The 24,059-nt window shown below is 59.8% G+C and carries 26 protein-coding genes; 16 read left to right on the top strand and 10 right to left on the bottom strand.

The window, feature by feature from the left end; all coding sequences use genetic code 11:
* Positions 1-34: 34 nt before the first annotated feature.
* Positions 35-466 (bottom strand): IS200/IS605 family transposase, encoded by a 432-nt coding sequence (tnpA, locus tag GKIL_RS23410; protein ID WP_023172636.1) that lies wholly within the window; start codon positions 464-466, stop codon positions 35-37.
* Between the two features lie 89 nt (positions 467-555).
* Here tnpA and GKIL_RS23405 point away from each other — a divergent pair, with 89 nt between their 5' ends.
* Positions 556-1,731 (top strand): RNA-guided endonuclease InsQ/TnpB family protein, encoded by a 1,176-nt coding sequence (locus GKIL_RS23405; protein ID WP_245595868.1) that lies wholly within the window; start codon positions 556-558, stop codon positions 1,729-1,731.
* Positions 1,732-1,741: 10 nt separating this feature from the next.
* Entirely contained in the window at positions 1,742-2,074 is a 333-nt protein-coding gene (locus GKIL_RS06325; protein WP_023172634.1) for a hypothetical protein, read from the top strand.
* Here GKIL_RS06325 and GKIL_RS06320 read toward each other — a convergent pair whose 3' ends face one another.
* Positions 2,075-2,473 carry a type II toxin-antitoxin system VapC family toxin gene (locus tag GKIL_RS06320; protein ID WP_023172633.1) on the bottom strand — a complete coding sequence of 133 codons (399 nt, stop codon included), beginning with the start codon at positions 2,471-2,473 and terminating at the stop codon, positions 2,075-2,077.
* Positions 2,470-2,715 carry a type II toxin-antitoxin system Phd/YefM family antitoxin gene (locus tag GKIL_RS06315; protein ID WP_023172632.1) on the bottom strand — a complete coding sequence of 82 codons (246 nt, stop codon included), beginning with the start codon at positions 2,713-2,715 and terminating at the stop codon, positions 2,470-2,472. Before GKIL_RS06315 ends, GKIL_RS06320 begins: the two co-directional genes overlap by 4 nt.
* A 125-nt stretch (positions 2,716-2,840) precedes the next feature.
* On the opposite strand from GKIL_RS06315, the gene GKIL_RS06310 reads away from it, so the two are divergent.
* Positions 2,841-4,139 carry an MFS transporter gene (locus GKIL_RS06310; RefSeq protein WP_023172631.1) on the top strand — a complete coding sequence of 433 codons (1,299 nt, stop codon included), beginning with the start codon at positions 2,841-2,843 and terminating at the stop codon, positions 4,137-4,139.
* Here GKIL_RS06310 and hemF read toward each other — a convergent pair.
* From hemF to glgP, 3 genes are all read right to left on the bottom strand, one after another.
* Positions 4,136-5,053 (bottom strand): oxygen-dependent coproporphyrinogen oxidase, encoded by a 918-nt coding sequence (gene hemF, locus GKIL_RS06305; RefSeq protein WP_023172630.1) that lies wholly within the window; start codon positions 5,051-5,053, stop codon positions 4,136-4,138. The two genes, GKIL_RS06310 and hemF, sit on opposite strands and share 4 nt — an antisense overlap.
* Positions 5,054-5,059: 6 nt before the next feature.
* Positions 5,060-6,028: a uroporphyrinogen decarboxylase gene (gene hemE / locus GKIL_RS06300; RefSeq protein ID WP_420841398.1), complete on the bottom strand. Its 969-nt coding sequence runs from the start codon at positions 6,026-6,028 to the stop codon at positions 5,060-5,062.
* A 137-nt stretch (positions 6,029-6,165) separates the two neighbouring features.
* The gene (gene glgP / locus GKIL_RS06295) at positions 6,166-8,115 is read right to left on the bottom strand and encodes an alpha-glucan family phosphorylase (RefSeq protein WP_023172628.1); all 1,950 of its coding nucleotides are present in this window, start codon (positions 8,113-8,115) and stop codon (positions 6,166-6,168) included.
* 389 nt (positions 8,116-8,504) lie between these two features.
* On the opposite strand from glgP, the gene GKIL_RS06290 reads away from it, so the two are divergent.
* Genes GKIL_RS06290 through GKIL_RS06275 form a run of 4 tightly spaced genes read left to right on the top strand, consistent with a single transcriptional unit; the run spans position 8,505 to position 13,573 of the window.
* A complete protein-coding gene (locus tag GKIL_RS06290; RefSeq protein WP_023172627.1) occupies positions 8,505-9,527 on the top strand; it encodes a sulfate ABC transporter substrate-binding protein in 1,023 nt (340 codons plus the stop codon).
* A complete protein-coding gene (cysT, locus tag GKIL_RS06285) occupies positions 9,524-10,375 on the top strand; it encodes a sulfate ABC transporter permease subunit CysT (RefSeq protein WP_023172626.1) in 852 nt (283 codons plus the stop codon). The genes GKIL_RS06290 and cysT overlap by 4 nt, the downstream gene beginning before the upstream one ends.
* Entirely contained in the window at positions 10,362-11,207 is an 846-nt protein-coding gene (cysW, locus tag GKIL_RS06280) for a sulfate ABC transporter permease subunit CysW (RefSeq protein ID WP_023172625.1), read from the top strand. Before cysT ends, cysW begins: the two co-directional genes overlap by 14 nt.
* A 2-nt stretch (positions 11,208-11,209) precedes the next feature.
* Positions 11,210-13,573: a CehA/McbA family metallohydrolase domain-containing protein gene (locus tag GKIL_RS06275; RefSeq protein WP_023172624.1), complete on the top strand. Its 2,364-nt coding sequence runs from the start codon at positions 11,210-11,212 to the stop codon at positions 13,571-13,573.
* A 16-nt stretch (positions 13,574-13,589) separates the two neighbouring features.
* On the opposite strand, the gene GKIL_RS06270 is transcribed toward GKIL_RS06275, so the two are convergent.
* On the bottom strand, positions 13,590-13,901 hold the full coding sequence (locus GKIL_RS06270; protein WP_023172623.1) for a DUF4351 domain-containing protein: 312 nt from the start codon (positions 13,899-13,901) through the stop codon (positions 13,590-13,592).
* Positions 13,902-13,990: 89 nt separating this feature from the next.
* Positions 13,991-15,781: a PrsW family intramembrane metalloprotease gene (locus GKIL_RS22395; RefSeq protein WP_023172622.1), complete on the bottom strand. Its 1,791-nt coding sequence runs from the start codon at positions 15,779-15,781 to the stop codon at positions 13,991-13,993.
* A 133-nt stretch (positions 15,782-15,914) separates the two neighbouring features.
* Here GKIL_RS22395 and ndhI point away from each other — a divergent pair, with 133 nt between their 5' ends.
* The 8 genes from ndhI (at position 15,915) to GKIL_RS06225 (ending at position 21,152) form a co-directional block, all read left to right on the top strand.
* A complete protein-coding gene (gene ndhI / locus GKIL_RS06260; RefSeq protein WP_023172621.1) occupies positions 15,915-16,532 on the top strand; it encodes an NAD(P)H-quinone oxidoreductase subunit I in 618 nt (205 codons plus the stop codon).
* Positions 16,532-17,131, top strand: a complete 600-nt coding sequence (locus GKIL_RS06255; protein WP_023172620.1) for an NADH-quinone oxidoreductase subunit J — start codon at positions 16,532-16,534, stop codon at positions 17,129-17,131. The genes ndhI and GKIL_RS06255 overlap by 1 nt, the downstream gene beginning before the upstream one ends.
* 18 nt (positions 17,132-17,149) lie before the next feature.
* On the top strand, positions 17,150-17,458 hold the full coding sequence (gene nuoK, locus GKIL_RS06250) for an NADH-quinone oxidoreductase subunit NuoK (protein ID WP_023172619.1): 309 nt from the start codon (positions 17,150-17,152) through the stop codon (positions 17,456-17,458).
* Between the two features lie 67 nt (positions 17,459-17,525).
* A complete protein-coding gene (locus GKIL_RS06245) occupies positions 17,526-18,044 on the top strand; it encodes a hypothetical protein (RefSeq protein ID WP_041243765.1) in 519 nt (172 codons plus the stop codon).
* Between the two features lie 64 nt (positions 18,045-18,108).
* Complete coding sequence (locus GKIL_RS06240; RefSeq protein WP_023172617.1) at positions 18,109-18,837, top strand: WecB/TagA/CpsF family glycosyltransferase; 729 nt, start codon at positions 18,109-18,111, stop codon at positions 18,835-18,837.
* The gene (gene ftsE, locus GKIL_RS06235; protein WP_023172616.1) at positions 18,837-19,601 is read left to right on the top strand and encodes a cell division ATP-binding protein FtsE; all 765 of its coding nucleotides are present in this window, start codon (positions 18,837-18,839) and stop codon (positions 19,599-19,601) included. The genes GKIL_RS06240 and ftsE overlap by 1 nt, the downstream gene beginning before the upstream one ends.
* 22 nt (positions 19,602-19,623) lie before the next feature.
* Complete coding sequence (locus GKIL_RS06230) at positions 19,624-20,505, top strand: cell division protein FtsX (protein ID WP_023172615.1); 882 nt, start codon at positions 19,624-19,626, stop codon at positions 20,503-20,505.
* Between the two features lie 116 nt (positions 20,506-20,621).
* A complete protein-coding gene (locus GKIL_RS06225) occupies positions 20,622-21,152 on the top strand; it encodes a DUF3455 domain-containing protein (RefSeq protein WP_023172614.1) in 531 nt (176 codons plus the stop codon).
* An 8-nt stretch (positions 21,153-21,160) separates the two neighbouring features.
* On the opposite strand, the gene GKIL_RS06220 is transcribed toward GKIL_RS06225, so the two are convergent.
* The gene (locus GKIL_RS06220; RefSeq protein WP_023172613.1) at positions 21,161-21,484 is read right to left on the bottom strand and encodes a hypothetical protein; all 324 of its coding nucleotides are present in this window, start codon (positions 21,482-21,484) and stop codon (positions 21,161-21,163) included.
* A 211-nt stretch (positions 21,485-21,695) separates the two neighbouring features.
* Between GKIL_RS06220 and GKIL_RS24595 the strand changes: the two genes are divergently transcribed.
* Entirely contained in the window at positions 21,696-22,103 is a 408-nt protein-coding gene (locus GKIL_RS24595) for an IPT/TIG domain-containing protein (RefSeq protein WP_144080334.1), read from the top strand.
* Between the two features lie 153 nt (positions 22,104-22,256).
* Here the strand turns inward: GKIL_RS24595 and GKIL_RS06215 are convergent, their stop codons facing one another.
* Entirely contained in the window at positions 22,257-24,041 is a 1,785-nt protein-coding gene (locus GKIL_RS06215; protein ID WP_023172611.1) for an iron uptake porin, read from the bottom strand.
* Positions 24,042-24,059: the final 18 nt, after the last annotated feature.

Genomic DNA, 24,059 nt, shown 5'->3' with positions numbered 1-24,059 from the left:
GTTTTGGCGAGAAGCCCCACGCTGTAGCGCAAGCTCAGCTTTGGGATGAATCACCTTCATTGGGTATCTCAGATTGACTCTCAACGTACTTTCTCAGGGTCTCCACAGTCACACCTCCGCAAGAAGCAACGAAATAAGAGCTATTCCAGAAAGCCTCCGTACCCCAGTAAAACTTCTTGATATGGGGCATGAACTCTTTCCTGAGCATCCGGCTTGTCACTGTCTTCACATTGTTGACAAACTTACTGAGTTGCAATTGCGGGTAATAACGCATGAGTAGATGAACGTGGTCAGCCTCGCCATTAAACTCAAGTATTTCAACTCCCCACTTTTCACAGACCGATGCCATAATCTCGGTCATCCTTGCCAAAAGTTCAGGACTGACGACCTTGCGACGGTATTTTGTGGTAAGCACTATGTGAGCGTTGAGGTCTGAAACTGCTCTGGAGTGGGAGTCGTAAGGCATTTGACACCTACGGCGCTATACATTATCATCGTAACATGAGATTAGCCTACCAGTACCGATTGCGCCCCAGGGCTAGCCAGGTTCAAGACTTGAATCGTTGGCTTGATATGTTGCGCTCTCAGTACAACTGGCTACTTGCCGAACGCTTTGATTGGTGGGAACTTAATCGTTGCCCAGTTAATGCCTGCCCTCTCACTTCAAGCATCGCCCCACCCAAAGAACAGCCTGATTACTACAGTCAGAAACGTTCTCTCGTGACGCTTAAAAAAGAACGTTCTGGGTACAAAGAGATTCACTCCCAAGTGCTTCAAGATATGGTCAAACGCGTGGGACTTGCTTTTGACCGTTACTTGAAGGGTGATAGTAAAGGCAAGCGTAGTGGTAAACCGAGATTCAAAGGAAAAGGTCGCTACCATTCATTCACTTACACACAAGCTGATAATGATTGGATTGTTGGAAATTTGGTAAACTTGCCCAAGCTTGGCAGTATCAAACTGATTCAACATCGTCCTTTGCCTGAAGGTTTCGATGTTAAGACGGCTTGTATCAGCAAGAAAGCAGACGGTTGGTACATTACTTTCAGTCTGCTTGATGAATCTGTACCAACGATTAATCCTGATATTGATGTAAAGAAAGGTGTAGGTATTGACCTTGGCTTAAAAGATTTTCTAGTCACCGGCGATGGCTTACATGTTCCCATTCCCCAGTACTACAGGAAAGCCGAAAAGCGCTTGGCAAAGGAAGAACGCAAGCTTGCTCGCAAAAAGAATAAGGCGAGTAAGCGCAGGGCTAAGCGAGTTTGCAAAGTTGCAAAACTTCATGCCAAAGTCGCAAATCAACGCAAAGACTTCCATCACAAGACAGCAGTTTTACTATTGCGAAAATACGAGGTTATTGCTCATGAGAACTTAAATATCAAAGGTTTGGCAAGAACTCATCTTGCCAAATCAGTGCATGATGCTGGTTGGGGAACATTCATTACAATCTTGGCAAACAAAGCTGAAAAAGCTGGGTGCTTAACGATTGGAGTGAATCCATCTGGTACAACGCAAATGTGTTCCGATTGCGATGCTCATGTTGCCAAAACTCTAAGCGATAGACGGCATTGTTGCCCGCACTGTGGCTTGGAGTTGGATAGAGATGAAAACTCAGGTCGGAACATGTGGAAAAGGGCGGAGGGTCATCCCGTTCTTAAAGCTCGCGGAGTCCGAAGCACTAGCTGGACTGTGAAGCGAGAAGCCCACCCTATACCGCTATGCGGTTAGGGCTGGGAGTATGTCACGCGTTCGCTACTACGTCATCTATAACTCTAAACGCAAGCGCAAAGCCCGGCTGGAAGTGCATCGGCTGGAAGGGGACAGCTATGTATCGCTTGCCGGTACACCTGCACCCGCCGACAGTGGACTGGAGAGACATTACTTCTGGCTGCCAGAAATCGGTCTCGGTCTGGGCAAAGGCCAGGGTACCCATATGGGCTGGCAGCGCGAATGGCTCTACTGGTGCGACCCATCGGGAAAACGCTTTCTAACGCTGGAGGAAAGGGCTGAGAAAGCTGAAAAGATGGCAGCGAAGTTGAGGGAGTTGGGCGTCGATCCTGAAAATTTTTAGTCACACCTTGAGAATAGAGCCTGGATAGCTGGCCACCACCGGATCACACGTCAGCAAGATAATCCCTTCAACCGTTGCCTGGGCAATGAGCAGGCGGTCGAACGGATCTTTGTGGATGCTGGGCAAGCTGCCCACAGCCAGGGTGTGCTCGCTTCTAATTGCCAGCTCTACATAGCCGTTGTCTAGCAACCCGCGCCAGAGCAGACGTGGATTTACCTTGAAATCCTCGCGTCCCAGGCCGTTTTTTATCGTCACCTCCCAGATACTCGCTGCACTGAACAACAGTTCGTTAGAAACATCATCGATAAGGGCAGCGGCCTCAACCGACAGCCTGCCAGTCGAAGTGTCGTTCGATTCTGCAGCAAAAAGAAGCAGCTGGATGTCGAGCAGCAGTTTCACGCATCACCGGTAAAAAGTTGCTCAATCTCAGCACTGCCAAGGCGATCAAAGTCCTCCGGGACGACGATCTGGCCTGCGAGAAAGCCCCGTCGCTTCATCTGAGCCGGCTCTGGAGCATTCAAAGCCACGACCTTTACCAGGGGCTTGCCTGCCTTGGCAATTACAAACGATTCGCCTCTAGCGGCTTGATCGACCAGGCGAGACAAATGCGTCTTCGCCTCGTGAATATTGAATATCTTCACAACAAACTTAGTTTAGTAGACTTAGTTTATTGTACGCCGGGAGGCACGAACGTACACGCCTGCACTTCTCTTTTCAAACCCCCGCTTCGACAGAGACAATACGAAAGCGGTCCTGTTGCGGTGCGATGAATAGTCTCAAAAAGCACCCGCCTGTGCTCTGGCGGCGCGTGTTTGGTCTGGCGATGCTCAGTGCGGCAATTGCCTTTGCCTGGCTCGCCTACATCCTCTATCTGCCGAAACTGCTCGGGCAACTGGGGTTTCCGCCGGTGGCGGTGCCGGTGCTGCTGGTAATCGAAGGCTTGCTCACAGCGGCGGTCGAGCCCTGGATGGGCAGCCTGTCGGACGAGCGCCAGCGCCGCTTTGCCTCGCGCTATCCGCTCATCGTCGCCGGGACGGTGGCAGCCTGCGTGCTCTTTGTCGTCCTGCCGCTGGTGGTCGTTGCCCATCCAGGGGGGTTGCTCCGGTGGATATTGCCGCTGCTTTTGATCGGCTGGTCCTTTGCGATGGCTGTTTTTCGCAGCCCGGCCCTGGCGCTGCTCAGTCGCTACGCTGCCCCGTCCTCGATGCCGGTGGCGGCGGCGGTCTTGAGCATAGCGACAGGGATCGCAAGCGCCTTCGGCCCGCTCGGACGCCCGTGGCTATTAGGATTGGGCGCTCCGGCGCTTTTTTGCCTCGCCTCAGGGGTGCTGCTTTTGGCGGTGCTGGTGCTCCGCCGCCTCGATCGCACCGTCGATCTATCGCTGCCTTACGGCTCGATTTATATTTCGACCCGATTGGTACCCCCGGCCCTGGGGCGGGAGCGGTCCAAGACAAACGGGGGAAGCGGTGCGCTGCTGACTCGGCTGGGGCTGATTTTTTGTGCCGGAGCGGGAGCCTCCCTCGGGTTTCGGCTGCTCACCGACATTTTTCCGAAGGTACTCGCCGCCGCCAAGATCGTCCCGGCTCCGGTGATGGGAACCCTTTTTCTCACCTTCGCTGCCCTCGCCATCCCGGCGGGCCTCCTCGCGGTGCGGGTGGGCAATGGCCGGACGATGGCTACAGGTCTGGTGGCGATGTCCCTCCTTATCTGTCTGGTGCCCGTCTGCAAGAATGCAGGCTTTGCCTTTGCTCTGGCCCTGGCCTTAGGAGCTGCCCACAGCCTGGTGATCAACGGGCTGTACGCTTTTGCGCTGGGGAGCGTGCCACCGGAGCACTCCGGTCTCGGGATCGGGCTGTATTTTGGCGGGGGCGGTCTGGCGATGGCCGCTGCCGGGGTCGTCGCAACCCAGTTGCAGGCGCTCGGAATCGGAACGGGCCTCGCCCTGGGCAGCGCTGGTTTTTTACTCGCTGCCCTGTGCGTCGTTCTGACCGGCAGCATCACAGCGGCTCCCACAGAAGCAAACGGCACACCGGCGGCAGATTCTATAGCCGCCCCAGAAACCTAGCCCAGGGAAGACTCAGAGGCCCAATCGCGGGGCACAAGAAAGACCTCGTACAGTTCGGCTTCCGGTGTGCCCGGCTCGGGGCGGTAGTTATATTCCCAGCGCACCAGCGGCGGCAGCGACATCAAGATCGACTCGATGCGACCGCCGGTCTGCAGGCCAAAGATCGTTCCCCGGTCCCAGACAAGGTTGAATTCGACGTAGCGGCCCCGGCGATAAAGCTGAAACTGCCGCTCGCGCTCGCCGTAGGCTAGTCCCGATCGCCGCTCGACAATCGGCACGTAGGCGGGCAAAAAGGCGTTGCCGCAGGACTGGGCAAAGGCAAAGAGCTTTTCCCAGTCGCCTTCGAGGTAGTCGAAGAACAGTCCCCCGACGCCGCGCGGTTCGCCGCGATGCTTGAGATAAAAGTACTCGTCGCACCACTTTTTGAAGCGCGGGTAGTAAGTTGGATCGTGCTGGTCGCAGGCGGCTTTGAGGGTGGCGTGGAAGTGGTGGGCGTCCTCGCGAAAGCCGTAGTAGGGCGTGAGGTCCGCCCCACCGCCAAACCACCAGACCGGCCCCGCCTCGAAGTAGCGGTAGTTGAGGTGGACGGTCGGCATGTAGGGATTGCGCGGGTGAAGCACCATCGAGGTGCCGGTGACGTAGTAGCTGTGGCCTGCCGCCTCGGGGCGCTGCTGCAAAATCGAGGGCGGCAGTGCCTCGCCAAAAATTTCGGAGAAATTGACCCCGGCCCGCTCGAATAAGCGCCCCTCGCTCAACACGCGGGAGCGACCACCGCCTCCTTCCTCGCGATCCCAGCGGTCCTCGACAAAGCGGGCCTCGCCATCGAGCGCTTCGAGGCGGGAGGTAATGCTCTCCTGCAGCCCCAGCATAAAGGCGCGCACGCGGCTACGGGTATCGGTGAGGACGGCGGTCATCGCAATTTACCAGGCAAAGGACTTGACGGTCTCGATAAAAAACTGGGCAGCGGATTCGGGCGTCTGCTGAAGGATGCCGTGGCCCAGATTCATGATGTGGCCGGTGGGGCCGGCCTTGCGGATCACTTCGAGGGTGCGCTCGCGAATCTGGTCGTGATCGCCCAGAAGGACGCACGGATCGAGGTTGCCCTGAACGGCGAGGGCACTGCCCAACGTCGCGCGCGCCTCCGCCATGTCCACCGTCCAGTCGAGGCTGATAATATCGACGCCGCTCTCGGCTACGTGGCGCAACAGACCGGCGGAATGGTTGATGTAGAGGATGAGCGGGGTCTCGGGGTGGACCTGCCGCACCTGATCGACGATCTGACGCTCATAAGGTAGAGCAAAGCGGCGGTAGTCGCTGGGGCTGAGTTGGCCTGCCCAGGTATCGAACAGTTGTACCACCTGGGCACCGGACTCGATCTGGTAGATGACGTAGCGGGCGATCGAGTCGGCAAACTTGCTGAGCAAAGCGTGCAGGAGGGCCGGTTCGCTGTAGGCCATCTGCTTGATGAGGGCATAATCTTTGGAGCTTTTGCCCTCCACGGCATAGGCGGCAAGGGTCCAGGGCGCGCCAACAAAGCCCAGAACCGTCGCCTTGCCTGCGACTTCCTGCCGGAGCGTCTGCAGGATCGTGCGGATGAAGGGCAGGGCTGCCTCTGGCTCTAAAAGCCGCACCGCGTCGATCTGAGCGCGACTGCGGATGGGCGGGTCGATGATGGGTCCCCGGCTTTCGATGAGATCGAAGGGGATGCCCATGCCGTCGAAGGGGGTCAGGATATCCGAGAACATGATGACCCCGTCCGGGGCGAAGGCCCGAAACGGCTGCAGCGAGATTTCGACCGCCAGATCCGGGTTCTCGCAGCGCTCCTTAAAGCCGTAGCGCTCCCGCAGAGCCCGATAGTTTGCCATATAGCGCCCCGCCTGACGCATCATCCAGACGGGCGGACGGGCCACGGGTTTGCCGCGAGCGGCATCGAGGAGCAACGAATCGGGCACGGGCAGTTTCCTATCTGGTCCGCGCACGATTATGGCATATCCACCCTACCCAGGTCCGAGCGGAGTGCTCCTCATCAGGCAGCAACGAATGGCAGCTTGTAGATCTGCTCGACGTACTGGCTGACCATGCGGTGGGTGTTGAAGAAGGAAGCGGTGGCAACCGACGCCTTCATCCGTTCGATCCACTCCGCAGGCCGCCCGTAAAATTCGTCTAGAATCTGCTCGGAGAGCAACTGGGCGATGCTGGCAGCGTCAAATTCGTCCTCGTCGGGGTTGCCCTCGACAAAGTCTTCGCCGACGGCCCAGCCGTTTTTGCGGTTGTAGCCTTCGACCCACCAGCCGTCGAGGACCGAAAGGTTGGGGACGCCGTTGAGGGCGGCCTTCATGCCGCTGGTGCCGCTCGCCTCAAGGGGACGGCGGGGAGTGTTCATCCAGATATCGACGCCGCTGACCAGCATCCGCGCCACCGACATGTCGTAGTTTTCGAGAAACACCAGCCGGATGCGCTTTTCGCTCATCAACTCGACAATCTTCTGAATATATTCTTTGCCGCCGTTGTCGCGGGGGTGGGACTTACCGGCAAAGACCAGCTGGATGCGATCGCCCACCTCCGGCGGCAGCTTGTCGATCGCCTTTACGATCAGATCGCCGCGCTTGTAAGTGGCGAAGCGGCGGGCAAAACCGATCGTAAGCAGGTTTTCTTGGAAGTCGATGCCGTGGTCGTGGCCGTTGATAAATTCTACGAGCCGGCTTTTGGCCCTGGCGTGGGCAGCCCTGAGGGCTTCACTGTCGAGGCTGTGGGCCTGGGCCAGCAGCGTCGGCTGCTCGCGCCAGCCCGGAATCGAGCCGTCGAGCACGCGGGCAATGTCTGGGCTCACCCAACTTAGGTGGTGAATGCCGTTGGTGACATGGGTGATCTGGCGGTAAGGAAACATCCGCTGCGAGACTTCTTCGTGGCGCAGGGCGACGGCGTTGGCCGAACCGCTCAAGTTGAGGGCCAGCTCGGTCATCGAAAAGCGGCCCCGGCCTCCAAGCGCCAGCAAGTCGAACTGCGAGATGCGCAACTCGTCGCGGCGATAAGGTTCGAGCACCTGCGACAACAGTTCGTGGGCAAAGGCGTCGTGGCCCGCCGGGACCGGCGTGTGGGTAGTAAAGACGCAGCAGCGGGCGATCTCGCCGCGAGCGAGCACGTAGTTGCTGCCCGCCTGCATCCGCTGGCGAATCAGCTCAAGGGTCAAGAAGGCGGCGTGGCCCTCGTTCATGTGAAAAATACTGATCCGATAGCCCAGGGCGTCGAGCAGGCGCACCCCGCCGATGCCCAAGAGCACCTCCTGCTTGATCCGGGTGTCCTGGTCGCCGCCGTAAAGGTGGCCTGTGATCCAGCGGTCCATCTCGTCGTTTTGCTCGACGTTGGTATCGAGCAGGTAAAGCGGCGTGCGGCCCACCTGGGCCAGCCAGGCGCGGGCGTACACCTGCCGCTCTTCGATCGGAATGGTGATGAGCAGGGGCTGGCCATCCTTGCCGAGCACTGGCCGCAGACAGGTAAGGTCGATATTGAGATCGTTGTAGCGCTCCACCTGCCAGCCTTCTTCGTTGAGCTGCTGGTTGAAATAGCCCTGGCGGTACATCAGTCCAATCGCCACCAGCGGCACATTGAGGTCACTCGCCGATTTGACGTGATCGCCCGCCAGCACCCCCAGGCCACCGGAGTAGATGGGCAGCGTCTCGTGAATGCCGAATTCAGCGCTGAAGTAGGCGATCTCGCGGCCCCCGGCGCTCGCCAGGTAGCGGCGCTGAAAATTGATCGCCTCCCCCAACCGTCCGGTAAAGAGGCTGTCCTCGCTCAATGCAGCGAGCTGAGCCTGATGTAATTCGGCCACTGCCCGGTTGGGATGACCCTTGTAGGTCGGGAGCGATTCAAAGACCTGCTGCAGTTTGTCCTGCCAGACCCAGAGGTAGTTGCTCAATAGTTCGCGCAACTGTGTGCGCACCTGCAATACTTTATCACTCACTTCGGTGTTCATAATCCAGTGCTTTTTCCTGCTTTTGGCGATACTGCCCTGCCTGTGGGGCGCGCAGCGGTCTTCATAACATAAAAAATGCTTCCAACTGACGACGGCTAAAACTGCTCAAAGGCGCAGCTTGCCTGCGTCCGATACCTCCGGCTGGGGCGATTATATGCGCTATCGGCTTTACTGACCACCGCTATTGCCCCGCTGGCCGCAAATTTATCTTCGCGTTCAAAAAGGCAAACTTCCGGTCCAGGAGCCGATCTCCGCCTTTTGAGCCGAAGTGGCGATGCAGAAAGTACCGAAAAGCTTTTGCTTTCAAAAACAAGGGGCAGGGAGGGCGCTCGCAAAAGCCGTATTGTAGATGCAGAGCATTCCCCATAAATCCGCCTGAGATAGTGCCCATGCAGATTCCCTCCTCTACGATGTGCCGCCGGGTGTGTCTTCTGCTCCTGGTGTGGTGGACAGCAGCCCTGCCCGGTGCCGCCCAAAAACCACCCGTCGAGCTGACGCTGGTGAGCTACGCCGTTGCCAAACCGGTGTACGCCCGCCTCATCCCCGAATTTCAAAAAGAATGGAAAGCAAAGACCGGACAGGAGGTCACCTTCAAAGAATCCTACGGCCCCTCCGGTACCCAGACGCGGGCGATCCTCGACGGCCTGGAAGCGGACGTGCTGGCCCAAAATCTTCAGACCAACATCGATCCACTGGTCGAAAAAGGACTGGTAGCCGCCAACTGGAACAAGCGCCTGCCCAACGGCGCGGTGCCGGTGACGACAGTGATGGCGATCGTCACCCGCCCTGGCAACCCCAAACAGATCGCCGACTGGGGCGATCTGACCCGGCCCGGCATCGAGGTGGTGGCGATCAACCCCAAGACCAGCGGCAATGCCCGCTGGGGCATCCTCGCCGGCTACGGCGCACTGCTTAAAAGCAAGGGCAGCAAAGAAGCCGAGCAGTACGTCCTCTCGCTGGTCAAAAACATCAAAAGCCTCGAAAACGGTGGCCGTCAGGCCACCGACGCCTTCGTCAAAAAGCGGATCGGCGACGCACTGGTCACCTTCGAGAACGAAATTCTCTACACCAACGACGTGCTGCCCAAAGATTATCCCTACACGGTACCGGCAGCGAATATCGAGGTGGATTTTCCGGTGACGATCATCGACAGGATCGTAGACAAAAAAGGCACCCGCGCCGCCGCCGAGGCGTTTACCCAGTTTCTTTTTAGCGCCAGAGCCCAGGCCATCTACGCCGAGTTGGGCTACCGGCCCTCCGACAAACAGGTCTACGCCAAAAACGCCGGCCAGTACCGGCCTGTCAAACCCCTCTATACGGTGGCGGACTTCGGCGGCTGGAAAAAAGTCGATGGCGAGCTCTTTGCCGACAACGCCCTTTTTGACCGGGCCCAAAAGGCCGCCCAAAGATGAACGCCGTGAGTAGCGCCCTCACCCGTGGGCTGGCCCTGCTCTATATCGCGCTGCTCGTCTTGATCCCGGTGGGCGGTCTGCTCTTGAAGGTGGCGGACCGTCCGCCCGCTCTGCTCTGGGCTGCGATCACCAATCCGGTCGCCGTCGCCACTTACCAACTCACCCTCGTAGCCGCGATCGCCGCCAGCGGGATCAATTGTCTATTTGGTCTGGTGCTTGCCTGGATCCTGGAGCGCTACGCCTTTGCGGCCCGCAGGCTCGCCAACGCCCTGGTGGATCTGCCCTTCGTGATGCCGGCGGCGGTGGCCGGGATCACCCTCGCCGTCCTGTATGGGCCGGAAGGACCGCTGGGCCCATTTCTCGCTCCGGGCACGCTGCTTGGAGGATTTTTGAAGGCTCTTGGCCTTTCAGAAGTGCGCCTCGCCTACTCCCAGGCCGGTGTGGTGCTCGCGATGATCTTTGTCACCCTGCCTTTTGCCGTGCGCACCCTGCAGCCGGTGATTGCCCAGATCGAACCTGAAACGGAGGAAGCGGCTCTGTCGCTGGGAGCCAGTCCTCTACAAACCTTCTGGCGGGTGCTGCTGCCCGAAATTCTACCGGCCCTCCTCACCAGCTTTGCCCTCTGTTTCGCACGCGGTGTGGGCGAGTACGGTGCGGCGGTGCTCATCTCCGGCAACATTCCTTACGAGTCGCTTATCACCTCCGTCTACATCTACCAGCGCTTAGAAGAGTACGATTACACCGGTGCCACCGCCGTCTCGCTGGTGCTGCTGGTCTTCTCCCTCGCTGTGCTGGTGGGGATCAATCTACTCGAAAGCTGGAGCCGCCGCGCCGATGCGAACCGCTGACTTCTCCCCAGCTTCTCGAAAGTCGCTCGTCCCGCGCTGGGGGCGGCTTGCCCTCATCGCGATTGGACTCGTCTATCTGGTGCTATTGGTCGCTTTGCCGCTGGGCAATATCTTCCTGCAGGCATTTGGCGAGGGTCTGGGCTCCTACTGGCAGGCGGTGAGCACCCGCGAGGCGCTGCACGCCATCGGCCTGACCCTGCTCATTGCCCTGGTGGCCGTGCCGGTCAACACCTTTTTTGGCCTCGTCATCGCCTGGGTGCTGGCCCGCCAGCAATTCGTCCTCAAGCCGCTGCTACTGGGTGTACTGGATCTGCCCTTCGCCATCTCGCCGGTAGTGGTGGGGATGATGGCGATCGTGCTCTTCAGCCATACCAACGGCTTTTTGGGGCCGTGGCTGGCGGCGCACGACCTCAAGATCATCTTTGCCCTGCCCTCGATGATCCTGGTGACCACCTTCGTCACTTTGCCCTTCGTCGCCCGCGAGGTGCTGCCGGTGCTGCTCGCTACCGGCACAGACCAGGAGCAGGCCGCCGAAACCCTGGGTGCCACACCGTTTCAGATTTTCTGGCGGATTACCCTGCCGGAGATTCGCCAGGCTTTGCTCTACGGCGTCGTGCTCACCAATGCCCGCGCCCTGGGCGAATTTGGCGCGGTCTCGGTCGTCTCGGGCAAGCTGATCAACGAAACCCAGACCCTGACGCTGCACATCGAGCAGGTCTACACCGAGTACCAGACCACCGCCGCCTTCGCCTGCGCTTCGCTTCTGGCGCTGGTCGCTCTTTTGACCCTGGTGGGCGGCGAATGGCTGCGCCAGAGCAGGGAGCAGACATAAAAATGTCTTCGACACCGGCAGCGGACGGCAGCTTCTATCCGGTGGGTTATCACGCCTACGTCGAGCAGTTGCCTTTTTTGGGCCGCCTCACCTGTCTGGCCCGTCAGCTTGAAGCCGGTAGCTGGCAGGAGATTCTTCTGGACTACGAAGTGGGCAGCGCGGGCCTGGCCGATGGAGCCTGGATCAAGATCACCTTCAAGTTCTACTCCGACTGGGCGCTGTTTCAGTGCGAAGACCCGACAGCGGCCAACTACCTCTCTGCCGAGTACCAGGCACGTCCCTGCCTGGAGGGAGAAAGCCCGGCCACGGTTCAAGAACTCAAGGTCCGCTTCGATCAAAAAGGCCACGAACGGCCCTTTCAAAAAGCGGTGATTATCGACGTGATCGACGGCTACCTCAAGCCGGGGGACCACATCCTCGTGCGCCTCGGGGACAGGCGAGCCGGAGGGCCGGGCACCCGTATCCAGACTTTTGTCGAGGCGGGTTTTCGCTTTCGCGCCTACATCGACCCGGTGGGCACCTCCCGCTTCGCAGCGATCCCCGGCGATGTCGTCATCGATATCCTGCCCGGTCCTCCGGCGGCTCTGGTGGCCATCACTCCCCGTCTGGTGCGGGTGGGCGAAAAGTTTTCCCTGCGGCTCAGGGCCGAGGACCGCTGGGGCAATACCTGCCGCGACCTTACAGGCCGAGCTATCCGCCTGCAAGGCCCGAGTGGCGAGCAGATACTGCCTTTACCAGACACAGGCTGGGCCGTAGCCCGCAGCGATCTGGTGCTGGAGCAATCCGGCGAGACGGTACTCAGGGCAGAGCTTACGGATTTTTCTTTAGAATGCGCACCCATCTACCTCGCCGCCCAAAAAGACCTTCCCTTTCCCCGCGCCTTCTGGGCGGATCTGCACGTCCACTCCAATCACACCGTCGGCACCAACTCCACCGAGTACAACTTTGCCTACGGTCGGGATGTGGCCGGGCTGGACGTGCTGGGCTACACCGCCAACGACTTCAATATCAGCGAAAGTGATTGGCAAGAAGATGTAAAGCTCTGCTCTCAGGTGAGCTTGGAAGGAGAATTTCTCTGCTATCCGGGAACGGAGTGGTGCGGCAACTCCGCCGCCGGAGGCGACCGCAACGTTATTTTTCTGGGCGAGGACGTTCTTTTTCCGACCGGCCCCGACGGTCAATCGCTGCGCTCCTTCGAGTGGAACGACCAGATGCAGGGCAATGCGCTCATCCCCGGAGCCTGGCCGGTGGATCGGCTCTGGAAAGCCTACCTGCCCAATCCCGGCAACTACCTGATGATGCCCCACGTCGGCGGGCGGCGGGCGATCCTCGACTGGCACCAGCCCCAACTGGAGCGGCTGGTGGAGGTGGGTTCCGCCTGGGGACAGTTCGACTGGTTCTATCGAGAGGCGATTCGCCGGGGCTACAGGCTGGGAGTCGCCGCCAACGGCGACGAGCACCGGGGCCGCTGTGGGGGCGGCGTGCCGGGTACAGCCGTCTTTGGCGTCAAAGGCGGCCTGACCGGGATTGTTGCTCCGTCTTTGACGCGCAGCGCTATCAACCGCGCCCTGCGCGCCCGACACACCTGGGCGACCACCGGCGAGCGCAGCGTTGCCCTGCTGTGGTCCGGTCCGCACCTCCAGGGGGATCACTTTGTCGCGGACGCTCCGGTGACGCTGCACTACCACCTGCTGGGCGATGCCGGTTGGGACAGCCTGAGCGCCTGGGATCATAGAGGCAGGCTCTGGAACCGCAATCTCCAGCAGGAAGCGGGCTACAGCACCAACCGCCTGCGCATCCGCTGGGGTGGGGCGCGTATTCAAGACCGCTATCGCTGGGCGGAGTGGCGCGGTGTGCTGCGATGCACCCACGCTTCGATCCAGAACTTTCGCGCCCAGGGCTTCGAGCATCCGGAACAATTCGTTCGCCGGGCCGGAGCGCTGGAGCTGGCCTTTCGCTCGGACACCTACGGCGACAGCGATGCGATCGAACTGGAGGTGTCCAACCTGGCCACTGCCCAGTTCGACCTGCAGGTGCAGATCGGTGCTTTCGACAAGCTCGGCAGTCCTCTCAGGCCCAATCCCCACCGGCACTGCCCCGAGTCGCACTGGCGCTTCAGCGGCAGCGAACTTATCGAGCAGGGACAGCTGCGACAGGAGTTAGGGGGAGAAGGACTCTTTCTGGCCGCTGAGCGGCTCAGTGCTGCAGCGATGCCACGCGAGATCAGGGGCAGCTTCGTCCTTGAACCCCTCCCTGACCCACTCGCTGCCCATCCGGTCTACTTGAGCGCTCAGCAGATCGACGGTTCGCGGGTCTGGACCAGCCCCTTATTTATCGAACCAGCTCAAGCTGCGCCGCCCAGTTGAGAGCCACGCTCCCCATTCAACCGAGCTGTTGTCGGAAACGATCCAGGCTGGCAGAATCGACAGCGGCGTCGATCAGGCGCTCCAGGCGGTCAGGATCGCTGATATTTTGCACAGAGTCGAGTAAATCTGCCGACAGCGGACCAAATTTGCGCGTCAGCTGATGAACGAGCGTCCGGCGCTTGCCCTGAATTTCGCCTTGCTGCAGACTTTGTTCCAATTTCTGTTCTGCAAGCTCAACTGCGCGCTGTTCTGCGTACTGCTCTGCCTCCTGCTTCCATTCGCGCAGCACTTCTCGTCCCAGTGGCGTCTCTCTGAGCAAGTCGATCATCTGTCGTCTCCTCGAAAAAGCAATAATCGCATTGCGGCTGGCTTTCCACCTATATGTGCAAAGTATCCCCGACTGCGAATTGCTTGATATCAGGAGTTGGAGCGCGGTTGGGGTGGGTAGGGTTCGACTTCTCGTCCGTCCGGCAGTTCGCTCAGGTGCTCTTCGAGGGAGCCGGGCGAGCCGATGGGCGAGCCGTCCCAAAATAGCTCGGTGATCGTTACCATCTGAATGCCCGGCGGCAGGGGCAAAGCCGGGTCGAGGCGGCGGACGGTCTCAGCCGCCAGTTCAGCGACTTCGCTGGGAGCGGTGGTGTGGTCGTAGAGAACCTGGACGTTGCTGACGTTGCCCACGGCGTCGATGTCGTACTGGACGACGGTGTACTGGCCCTGGCCAACCTGATCGAAGTAAAGATCGTGGTAGCGGCGGATTTTCCAGGAAAGATACTCGTTGTAGGAGCGCGGCAATCCCTGGGCCTCCTGGGCTGCCTGGGGCTTGGGGGCGGGGCCGGGGGCTTTTACGGTCGGGCTTTTTTGGGCGCTGATCTTAGGGGCGTTGCGCTTGTCCTTGCCCTTGGCGGTGCCCTCGGGTTTGCCGCTGAAGCCGTCGAGCTTCTTGGGGGTAGTCACCAGGTCGAATTCGATCGCACCGGGCTGGCCGGACTGCTTCGATTCGGAGCGCGCTTTGCCACCGACGATCACCGGCACCAGGACCGCCAGAAACAGCGCCAGCAGGTGGCCCATGTAGGAGGCGCTGAAGGACTGGACGGTGCGCACGCGCTTTTCGGGCGGCTCAAGGTAGTCGAAGCGGTTGGTGCGGGCGGTGCGGTAGGCGTCGAAGGCGCTCACCAGGCACAGGGCGGCGTTAAGGACCGCCAGGACTGTGAGCACCGGCGAGTTGGAGAGCATCTCCAGATCTTGAGGCCGGATATTGAGATCGAGGCCCGCAACCACCAGCAGAACGACCAGCAGCTGCGGCACGTTCAGCAGTAGCCATACCACCGCCAACAGCACCAGATTGAGCACTCCTGCCGCCAGCAGAAAAAAGCCCTTTTGATATTCGCGGTTATAGAACTGGCCCACACCTGGAAAAAGCCCGAGCACTGCGGCAACGACCGGGTTGCGCTCCACCAGGGGCGGCGGCACGAACGGGGGGGGCGGCGGCGGTGTGCTGCCTCCCCAACTGGGTGAGATCGCCCGCGTCGAGCGAATCGTCCGTACACTCCAGAGGCCCATACCGAGCAGGAGCGCGTAGAGGGCAATCTCCGAAGGCAGGCTGGACTGAAAAGCAAACAGGTCGTACAGACCATGCAGGAGGATAGCGAAGATCAGCCCCTGGGCATGGAGGCCGCCCCAGCGCTCACCGGCCAGCTGCCGCACCTTCGCCTGGCCCAAAAAGTAGCCCAGTACCAGACCGAGCATTCCGTGGAAGGGAACAGCGGTCAGGGCGCGGGTCAGCGCCGTCCCGAGGCCGCCCTGACTCACGTAAGAAATATTCTCGATTGCCCCGAACCCAAGGCCGACCGCACCGCAGTAGAGCAGGCCGTCGAACGGTTCGCGAAAGACCGGTAGCCGCCAGCTATAGAGCCGTACACACAGATACTTGGCCCCTTCCTCCGCGCAACCGGCTACCACCAGCGAAAAGAGGGCGAGCACCCCCAGCGAACTAAATTGCCAGGGATTTTTTGTCAGCCAGCCCTCGACGACCAGGGCCATCTCCGCCGAGGCGATGCCGGTGAGCGTGGCGATAACCACCGTCTGCAGCGGGCGCGGAGCGCTCCAGCGCGTCGCACTCTTCGGCAAAAAAGTCAACAGCGCCAGCAAAAACAGAGCAGGAGCGAGGGCAGCTGCGATCAGCAAGAAGTTGGGTACTGGAAAGTTCATCTATACGTACTCCCTGCCTTCATGTTATTCGCACCTCCCCAGGCGGGGGCTACACTCTGGTGTAGGCGGCCCGGTAGCCTCTGTAAGCAATTACGCCTAAAATGAGCTTGAGTATCGAAAGAGCATATTAGCAATGGTAAAGTTCCTGGAGAAGGTTGGGGGCTACGCCAGGGAAGTGCTGGAATCGGCCAAATACATCGGTCAGGGCATGGGCGTCGTCTTCGATCACATGCGTCGCAAGCCGGTGACTGTCCAGTACCCGTACGAAAAGCTGATTCCCTCGGAGCGCTTTCGCGGACGGATTCACTTCGAGCGGCCCAAGTGCATCTCCTGCGAAGTCTGCGTGCGGGTCTGCCCGATCAACCTGCCGGTGGTAGACTACGAGTTCAACAAAGAGACCAAGAAAAAAGAACTCAATTCTTACTCGATCGACTTTGGAGTTTGCATCTTCTGCGGCAACTGCGTCGAGTACTGCCCGACCGCCTGTCTGTCGATGACCGAAGAATACGAACTTTCGGTCTACGATCGCCACGAACTCAACTTCGACGATGTTGCCCTGGGCCGTCTGCCGGTACGGGCGATCGACGATCCGATGGTGCGCCCGATTCGTGAACTGGCTTATCTGCCCAAGGGCGTGATGGATGGCCACCTCTCCGATGTGGGCGAGCGCCGGGCGGGCGAACTTCCCGACGAGATCGTACCGCGCCTCAAGCCGGCTGAGAGCAACCCCGACCGGCAGGAGGGCAGCTAGTGGCACTCTCCGAAGGCGTTCAACTGGTCAGCTTCGTCATCCTCACCGCCATGGTCTTAGGAGGCGCGGCGGGGGTGGTGCTCTTCCGCAGCATGGTTCATTCTGCCTTTTTGCTGGGCCTGGTCTTCATCGGTGTCTCCGGGCTCTACGTGTTGCTGAACGCCGATTTTGTCGCTGCCGCCCAGGTGCTCATCTACGTGGGTGCGGTCAACGTGCTCATCTTGTTTGCGATCATGCTCGTCAACAAGCGCATCCCTCCAGGCAGGCGAGCCTTCTCGGCGCGCAGCAGCGTCACGGGCCTCGTCTGCGCAGGATTATTTGCCCTGCTGGCCACATCGATCTTCCAGGTACCCTGGCAGGTGCAGACCCCTGTGGCGATGAATACGGTGATCGAGATTGGCAAGCGCTTCTTCAGTGAATTTCTCCTGCCCTTCGAGGTCGCCTCGGTTCTGCTGCTGCTTGCGATGGTCGGAGCGATCATCCTTGCCCAGCGCGAGTTCATCCCGGATCGCACCGCCGACGGCCTGGAACCCCTTGCCCTGCCGGAGCGGCCCCGCGAGGACGTAGACGAAGCGACCACCGCCACCGCTGGCCGTTAAGAAGAAGGAGAACTGCCCATGCTCAGCCTCAACGCCTTTTTGCTGGTCGGTGCCGCCCTCTTCTGCATCGGCTTCTATGGCCTGGTCACCTCGCGCAACGCCGTGCGGGTGCTGATGTCGATCGAGCTGTTGCTCAACGCCGTCAACATCAACTTGATCGCCTTCTCCAACTTCGTCGATCCCAACAATATTCGTGGCCAGCTCTTTGCGATCTTTGTCATCACGGTGGCTGCCGCCGAAGCGGCGGTTGGTCTGGCGATCGTGCTCGCCATCTACCGCAACCGCGACACGATCGACATGGAAAATTTCAACCTCCTCAAGTGGTAAACCACTGAAGCTGGACAAACGTCCCGGATACCGGTAAGATATGGACAGTCGTTCATGGCTGTTCCAGATGGTTGCTCTCCGTCCGCGCCCGCTGTCCGCTGCCCGCTCGGTTATTTCGATTGAGACGGGGCCGCCGGAGTGGCTCCTTGACACTTTTTTGCGCAGCTGGCCCATAGTGAGGCAGCCCGGTCGGCACCTGCACCGGTTGATTGGCTCACTCAACCGGCGCGGCTGGCGGTGCGCGGTGATCGACGGTGGTCGGCTCACCCTGCAGTGGCGGTTGCTCAACCGCTCCGGTCGCAACGCCCGCATCGGTGTGGCGAGCATCGACGAGGGGCTGCAAGTTCTCGACACCCTTCAGCAGAGCGGCCAGTTCGATCTGGTGATCCTCCACGATCTGCCCTGCTCCCTCAACCGCCTCAACCGCTGGCTTGCCTGGACGCCCGGCAGCGGTGCGGTGCTCTGGCTGCGGTCCACCGAGGCCGTACTGCTCGTAGAACAAGAAAGTGAACATGCACCCTGGCTTGAGCGCCTGGGCCGTCTGCTCGAAAAAATGATCTGCATATTTGATCGCTGGAACAGCTGATTGGCTTGCCAAGGGCGTCTCTGGAGTGGTTAGATTGTCCTGACCCAGGCAATCTCAACTATCGGTGACTGTTCTGCCCACTGCTCCCGTTCTAGATCTGCCTGTACACCTGTCCGGCGACTATACCGCCTCGCTCGTCCATCTGGTGGAGGCGGGCAGGGGTGGTCATGTCGTGACCCTCAACGCCGAGATGGCGATGCTCGCCCAGCGCGAGGCGCGGCTGGCGCGGATCATTCGCAACGCCGATCTGGTTGTGCCGGACGGAGCCGGGGTGGTCTGGGCGCTGCAGCGGGTGGGTCGCAAGATCCGCCGCTGTGCGGGCATCGATCTTGTCGAGGCCGCGATGGGACCACTGGCCAGACGGCGGACAAGGGTCTTCTTGCTTGGGGCAGCCCCTGGGGTGGCCGAGAGTGTGGCCACACTCTGGCGCGAGCGCTACGCCGGGCTGGTGCTCTGCGGCTGGCGCGACGGTTTTTTTGGCCCCGAAGATACAGAAGCACTGACAGATGAGCTGCGGCGCTGTCAGAGCGAGGTCGTGCTGGTCGGCCTGGGGGTGCCCAAGCAGGAGTACTGGATCGAGCAGGCCCGGCAAAAATTGCCCGATATCGTCTACGTCGGTGTCGGTGGCAGCTTCGATATCTGGGCCGGCACCAAGGAGCGCGCCCCGCGCTGGCTGCGTGAAAACTACCTGGAGTGGCTCTATCGCCTCTACCGGGAGCCCTGGCGCGCCAGACGGATGCTGGCTCTGCCCAAATTTGCCCTGGCCATTCTTAAAAGAGGAGTGCGGTACTGATGTTCAAACTCTCCGCTAACCCCTGGCTCACCGGGACCAGGCCGACGACGACACCTGAGAGTGACGCGGCTACCGTGGTCTCTACAAGTAAGACGATCGCGCAACTGCACAACGTCACCAAGATCTATACCAACGGCTGCTGCAGCCTGCGATCGGTCAACCTGCGCATCCACGCGGGCGATTTTTTGTTCATTACGGGCGACTCGGGGGCCGGAAAATCCACCCTGCTCAAACTGCTCTACGGAGCCGAGCAGCCGAGCGAGGGGCAAGTCGAGATGGAGGGCAACCTTCTGCGCAACCTGCGGGGCCGCGCCCTCGCCCACCTGCGCCGCCGCATCGGCGTCGTCTTTCAAGATTACCAGTTGATTTTAAGCAAGACGGTCGAAGAGAATGTCGCCGTCGTCCTCCACGCCCAGGGCTTCGCCCGCTCTGAGATCCGCCGCCGGGTAGGCCCGGCCCTGCGCATGGTTGGCCTGGCAGCCAAAGCCCAGTGTTTTCCTGAACAGCTCTCCGGCGGCGAGCAGCAGCGCGTGAGCATTGCCCGCGCCATCGTCCATACCCCGCCGCTATTGCTGGCGGACGAACCGACGGGCAACCTCGACACCCACAATGCCTGGACGGTTCTGCAGATTCTCAAGCGCCTGCACACTATCGGTGTCACCGTCGTCGTCACCTGCCACAACGAACAGCTCGTCCAGGCTTTTGCCCAGCGGATTATTCGCCTCGAAGCCGGTAATCTGCGGGAACTGCCGCTATCTACTTAAAGTCTTGCTGTTAAAAAACGCCATGATTCAGCGCGCTACCAGCCAGATCGACTATCTTCTGCGCGAAACGTTCACCGGCCTGCGCCGCAACATCTGGATGATCTGGGCCGCCGTGAGCACCCTCTCGGTGCTGCTATTTTTGTTGGGCCTCGGCCTGCAATTTTCCTGGCAACTGCAGGAGGCTGTTTCTGCTCTCGGAAGTCAGCTTGAAATCTCGATCTACCTCAAGCCCGGCGTGCGCACCGCCAGCGTCGAGCCGACACTCAAGACCTTCGTGGGCATCGAAAAGATCGCTTCTACCTCCCGCGAGCAAGCCTGGGCAGCGATGCAAAAAGAACTGGGAGTCGAGAGCGACCCGAGTGCCAGCCTGGGCGGCAACCCGCTGGTCGATAGTTTGCGGGTGCAGGTCGCGAGGCCAGAGGCAGTAGCCCCCCTTGCCCAGCAAATTAAGCACCTCGAAGGGGTCGAGACGGTGAGCTACGGCTCGGAGGCTGCCCGGAGACTGGGACAGATCCAGGAGGCAATGCACTGGGTCGGACTGGCACTCACGGTCATCTTGAGCGTGGCGACGGTGGCGGTAATCACGACGACGATTCGCCTGGTCGTCCTCTCGCGCCGCAAGGAGATCGAGGTGATGCAACTGGTCGGGGCAACCCCGCTGCGGATTGCGACCCCTTTTATCCTCGAAGGCTTTCTTTTTGGCATCGTCGGTGCCGGGCTCGCCTGGGGGCTGATTCAGGCGACTGGCCGGATCGTCGAGCAAAAGCGGCTGGAACTCTTGCCTTTTTTGCAGTGGCAGACAAGCCAGATCAGCCCCGCCACCCTGCCGCTCATCCTGCTGGGCATTGGCGTCAGCCTGGGTGTTCTGGGAAGCTTCATCGCTGTCTGGCGGGCGATTCGCTAGTGCGCTCATAAATCTTGCGCTCCTGACCTATCAGCTTTTGGGGATACGTGCCTGCAGGGTGAGAGATCTCTGCGCGTCTTCCCCCCATCCAAAACAACCCTTTCCCAGGTGAAGTGATGCTCACAGGATTCTTGCAGTCCTTGCTACTGGCCGGTCCCATCGTCGTTGTCGGCTCTCTTGTCGCTCCTGCAGATATTCCAGCCGAACTGCAGGCTCCGCCACCGGCAGAGCTGGTGCGCCAGGTGTCGGCCAGGGGCGAGCAGCTCTACGAATGCCGGGCCATTAGTGGCGGTGCGCCTGCCTGGACCCTCGTCGGTCCGAGGGCAGAACTGTTCGACGAGCAGGGCAGACCCATCGGCTCCCACAGCGTCGGCCCCGAGTGGAAGGCGGACGATGGCAGCGCGATTCGAGCCGATCCGAAGGCGCTGGCAAAAGTCGAGCAACCCGACGCTATTGCCTGGCTACTCTTGAAGGTGATCAAAAGCAGCGGCAATGGCTGGCTCACAGCCGTAAGCTACGTGCAGCGCCTGCGGACCACAGGCGGTGTGGCGGATGCCCGAGGGTGCGATGCTGCCCACCTCACAAGCGCCCAGGCTGTTCCCTACACGGCCATCTACGCCTTTTATCGAACGCGGACGGGCACCTGAAAGCGCTCTTAGCGCCGAATCATCTGGCGTTCGACCGCCCGCACCCGCTCGCCGCAGTTGGGGCAGCGGCTGCCGTTGGGGGTGGCCGTAAAGACCGTGCTGCAGTTGGGACAGGGCTCGCGGGCCGCATTCCAGTAAAGCGAGATGCCCATCGCCACGCTCACCACAATGATCGTAGCGAGGATCAAGCCGAGGGTCAGGTTTGCCCCGACTAGCGGAAAGATCACAGCCGAGATCCCGCCCCCCCAGAGAATGCCCCAGCCCACACCAGCGGCGATGCGGCGAGCGGCAGGAAAATCGGTCGATTCTGGCGGATGCGTCGGACTCGTCATAATACTTTATATTACTCACACTTGCCACTGAGAGGCTTGTCTTTTTACTGGAAATCAACGACCAGTACCTCAACCAATGCTAATTTACCCTTAAGTACAAATTAATGTATCGAAAAATACAACGATACAGTCATAGACGAAACACACGCCTACCGCCTGAGTAATTTACTCTTAAAGAGTAAATTATTTTCTCTTCCACAGGAGTAATAACATGGAGAAGTTCTTCCATGTCCCCAGCCTTGCACGTCACATCCTTTTGACAATGGCAGTTACTGGTGTGGCCGCCATTATTACTTCAGGAAATGCCTTCGCCTACTCTGTAACCAGCTGCACACCGCCCCCGCCTGAGATTCCTTTGAATCCTGGGGCTACGATTACAGTTGCCGGTTCAGGATTAAGTCAGACTGCACAAGTCGTATTCAATGCTCCTTTTCCTGTAGGTGGCGGTCTTGCTCCCTTTCAGATAGTTAATGACTCGAAGCTAATCATTACTGTGCCACAACTCAGCGGAGGAGCTTACAGAATTTTCCTGAGTAACAATAAGCCATTCGGACAAGGATACGCAACGGCTCAATGTGAAGGCTACTACCAAGTTGCAAGTCCGCCACCAGGACCGTAACTCAAAAAACGCAACAGATAGAAGTTAGAAGCAAAGAAGCCTAAATCCTTAAATTTAAGGACTTAGGCTTCTGCTGTCATTATCTTGGTGCTCCAAAACCAGAAAGAACTCCAACATTGAAGTTCTTTCTGGTCCATATATGCTGGAAGCTGTCTAGAAGGTGAAAGTGGCGCGCAGGGTACCAACGGTGATGCCGTTGCTGCTGTTGCTGTTCACCGGGTTGATGTAGAACTGCACATCCGGGGTGATGCTCAGGCGGTCGGTGACCTGGAAGCGGTAGAACACCTCGACATCGCCTTCGGTGCCGGTGGGCACGAAGCTCGTCAGGCCGCTGTTGTCGAGCCGACCGTTGTTGACGCGGATCGGCTGGCCGTAGGCAGCGGCAAAGGTGTTACCCGGACCAAACAGGCCGGGCAGGGCGAAACCGGCCTGCCAGGTGGTCGTCTCGATCGGCACAAAGGTGTTCGAGGCGACGTTGTTGATGCGGGTGTTGCCGTAGCCGAAGCGACCGAAGATGGCAAACTGCGGGAAGATCGCCCACTCAGCGTTGACGCCGTAAGCGTCGGTGACGCCAGAGGCGTTGACGAGATTGCCACTGGGACCGACAGCAGCGTTAAAGCCCTGGCCGTAGAAAGTGTTGAGCGGTGTGCCGAGGGCAGCACCCTGCTCAAAGATGTGGGCATACTGCAGCTTGATCGAGGCGGTCTTGCCAGGGTTGATTTCGATTTCGCCGACAGCGGTGTAGGAGCCACCGAACAGCCCCGAGGCACCGAACGGTTGGGCGAAGGCCGAAGCAGTGCGGCTACCGGCTGAACCACCGTTAGGGGCGATGTAGATGCCGCGCAGGGCGATCCAGTCGGTGATCTGCCAGTCGAAGCCGCCGCCAGGACCGGCAAAGATAAAGGTGATGAGCGGGTTGTTGATCATGAAGCCGCTCGAGAAATCGACCTCTTCGTTGTTGGCGAAGGAGTTGGTGTCGATGTACTCGAAGATGTCGATGCGGGGTCCGATGAAGAGGCGCAGCGAGTTGTTGAAGAAGCTCGTGGTGTAGCGCACCTTGTCGAAGCTCACCGCCGCCGAACCGTCCGTACGGCCATTCGGGGTCGAGCCGTCGAAGGCAACGTTGCCGGGACCGAGGCCATAAAACAGAGAGCCGACGCCGCTTGCAATACCAGGGAAGTAAGCGTCGATCGCCTGGCCGGTGACGCCCCGCAGGCGGATGAGCAACTCATCGGAGCCGGTGAAGGTGGCGCGGATGTTGAGGCTCGTGCGGGCGACAAAGCTCGTGTTGGAACCCGATGCCGGAATACCCCGGACGACACCGCCTGCCAGCTGACCAACCTGTGAGTCACCGTAGGCAGAACCGGCAGAACCGAGCTGGAAGACCCGGTCGTTGCCGCTTGCGCCACCGAAGGTGACGCCCATGACTACCGAAGCGTCCAACTTGGAGTTGACGTTGAACAGCTTGGACTCGATGTCCTTGGTCTTGGCTTCGAGGGCATCGACCCGACCGCGCAGGGCGGCCAGTTCGTTGCGGAATTCTTCTTGCAGCCGCTGCAGGGTGGCGAGGTCTTCTTTGGTCGCCTTGTCGGCAGTGGCGGCGGTGATCAGTTCGTTGACCTTCTCAAGACAGGCGTTGAGACCGGCGGCAAACTCGTAGCGCGAGGTTGGCCGGTTACCGAGGTAGGTCTTGTTGGGATAACCTTCGAGGCAGCCGTAGCGCTCGACTACAGACTTGAGCGCCTGAAACGCCCAGGAATTGGGGTCAACGTCTGTCAGCTCTGAGACCGAGTTGACCTGGGAGACAGAGTCGCCCATCCCCTGCTGCAGGTAGTCATTTATCTGTTGGGTGTCGGAAGGCTCGGCAAATGCCGGGTTGACCAGACCCAGTAGGGCCAACAGGCCGACAGTCCCGGCAAGCATCTTCAGCTTTCGCATCTCCATACTCCTCACAAA

Source organism: Gloeobacter kilaueensis JS1 (genome assembly GCF_000484535.1).
Classification (GTDB): Bacteria; Cyanobacteriota; Cyanobacteriia; order Gloeobacterales; family Gloeobacteraceae; genus Gloeobacter; species Gloeobacter kilaueensis.
Note: the sequence above shows the minus strand (reverse complement) of the source record. Positions and strands in the feature narration are given on the sequence as shown.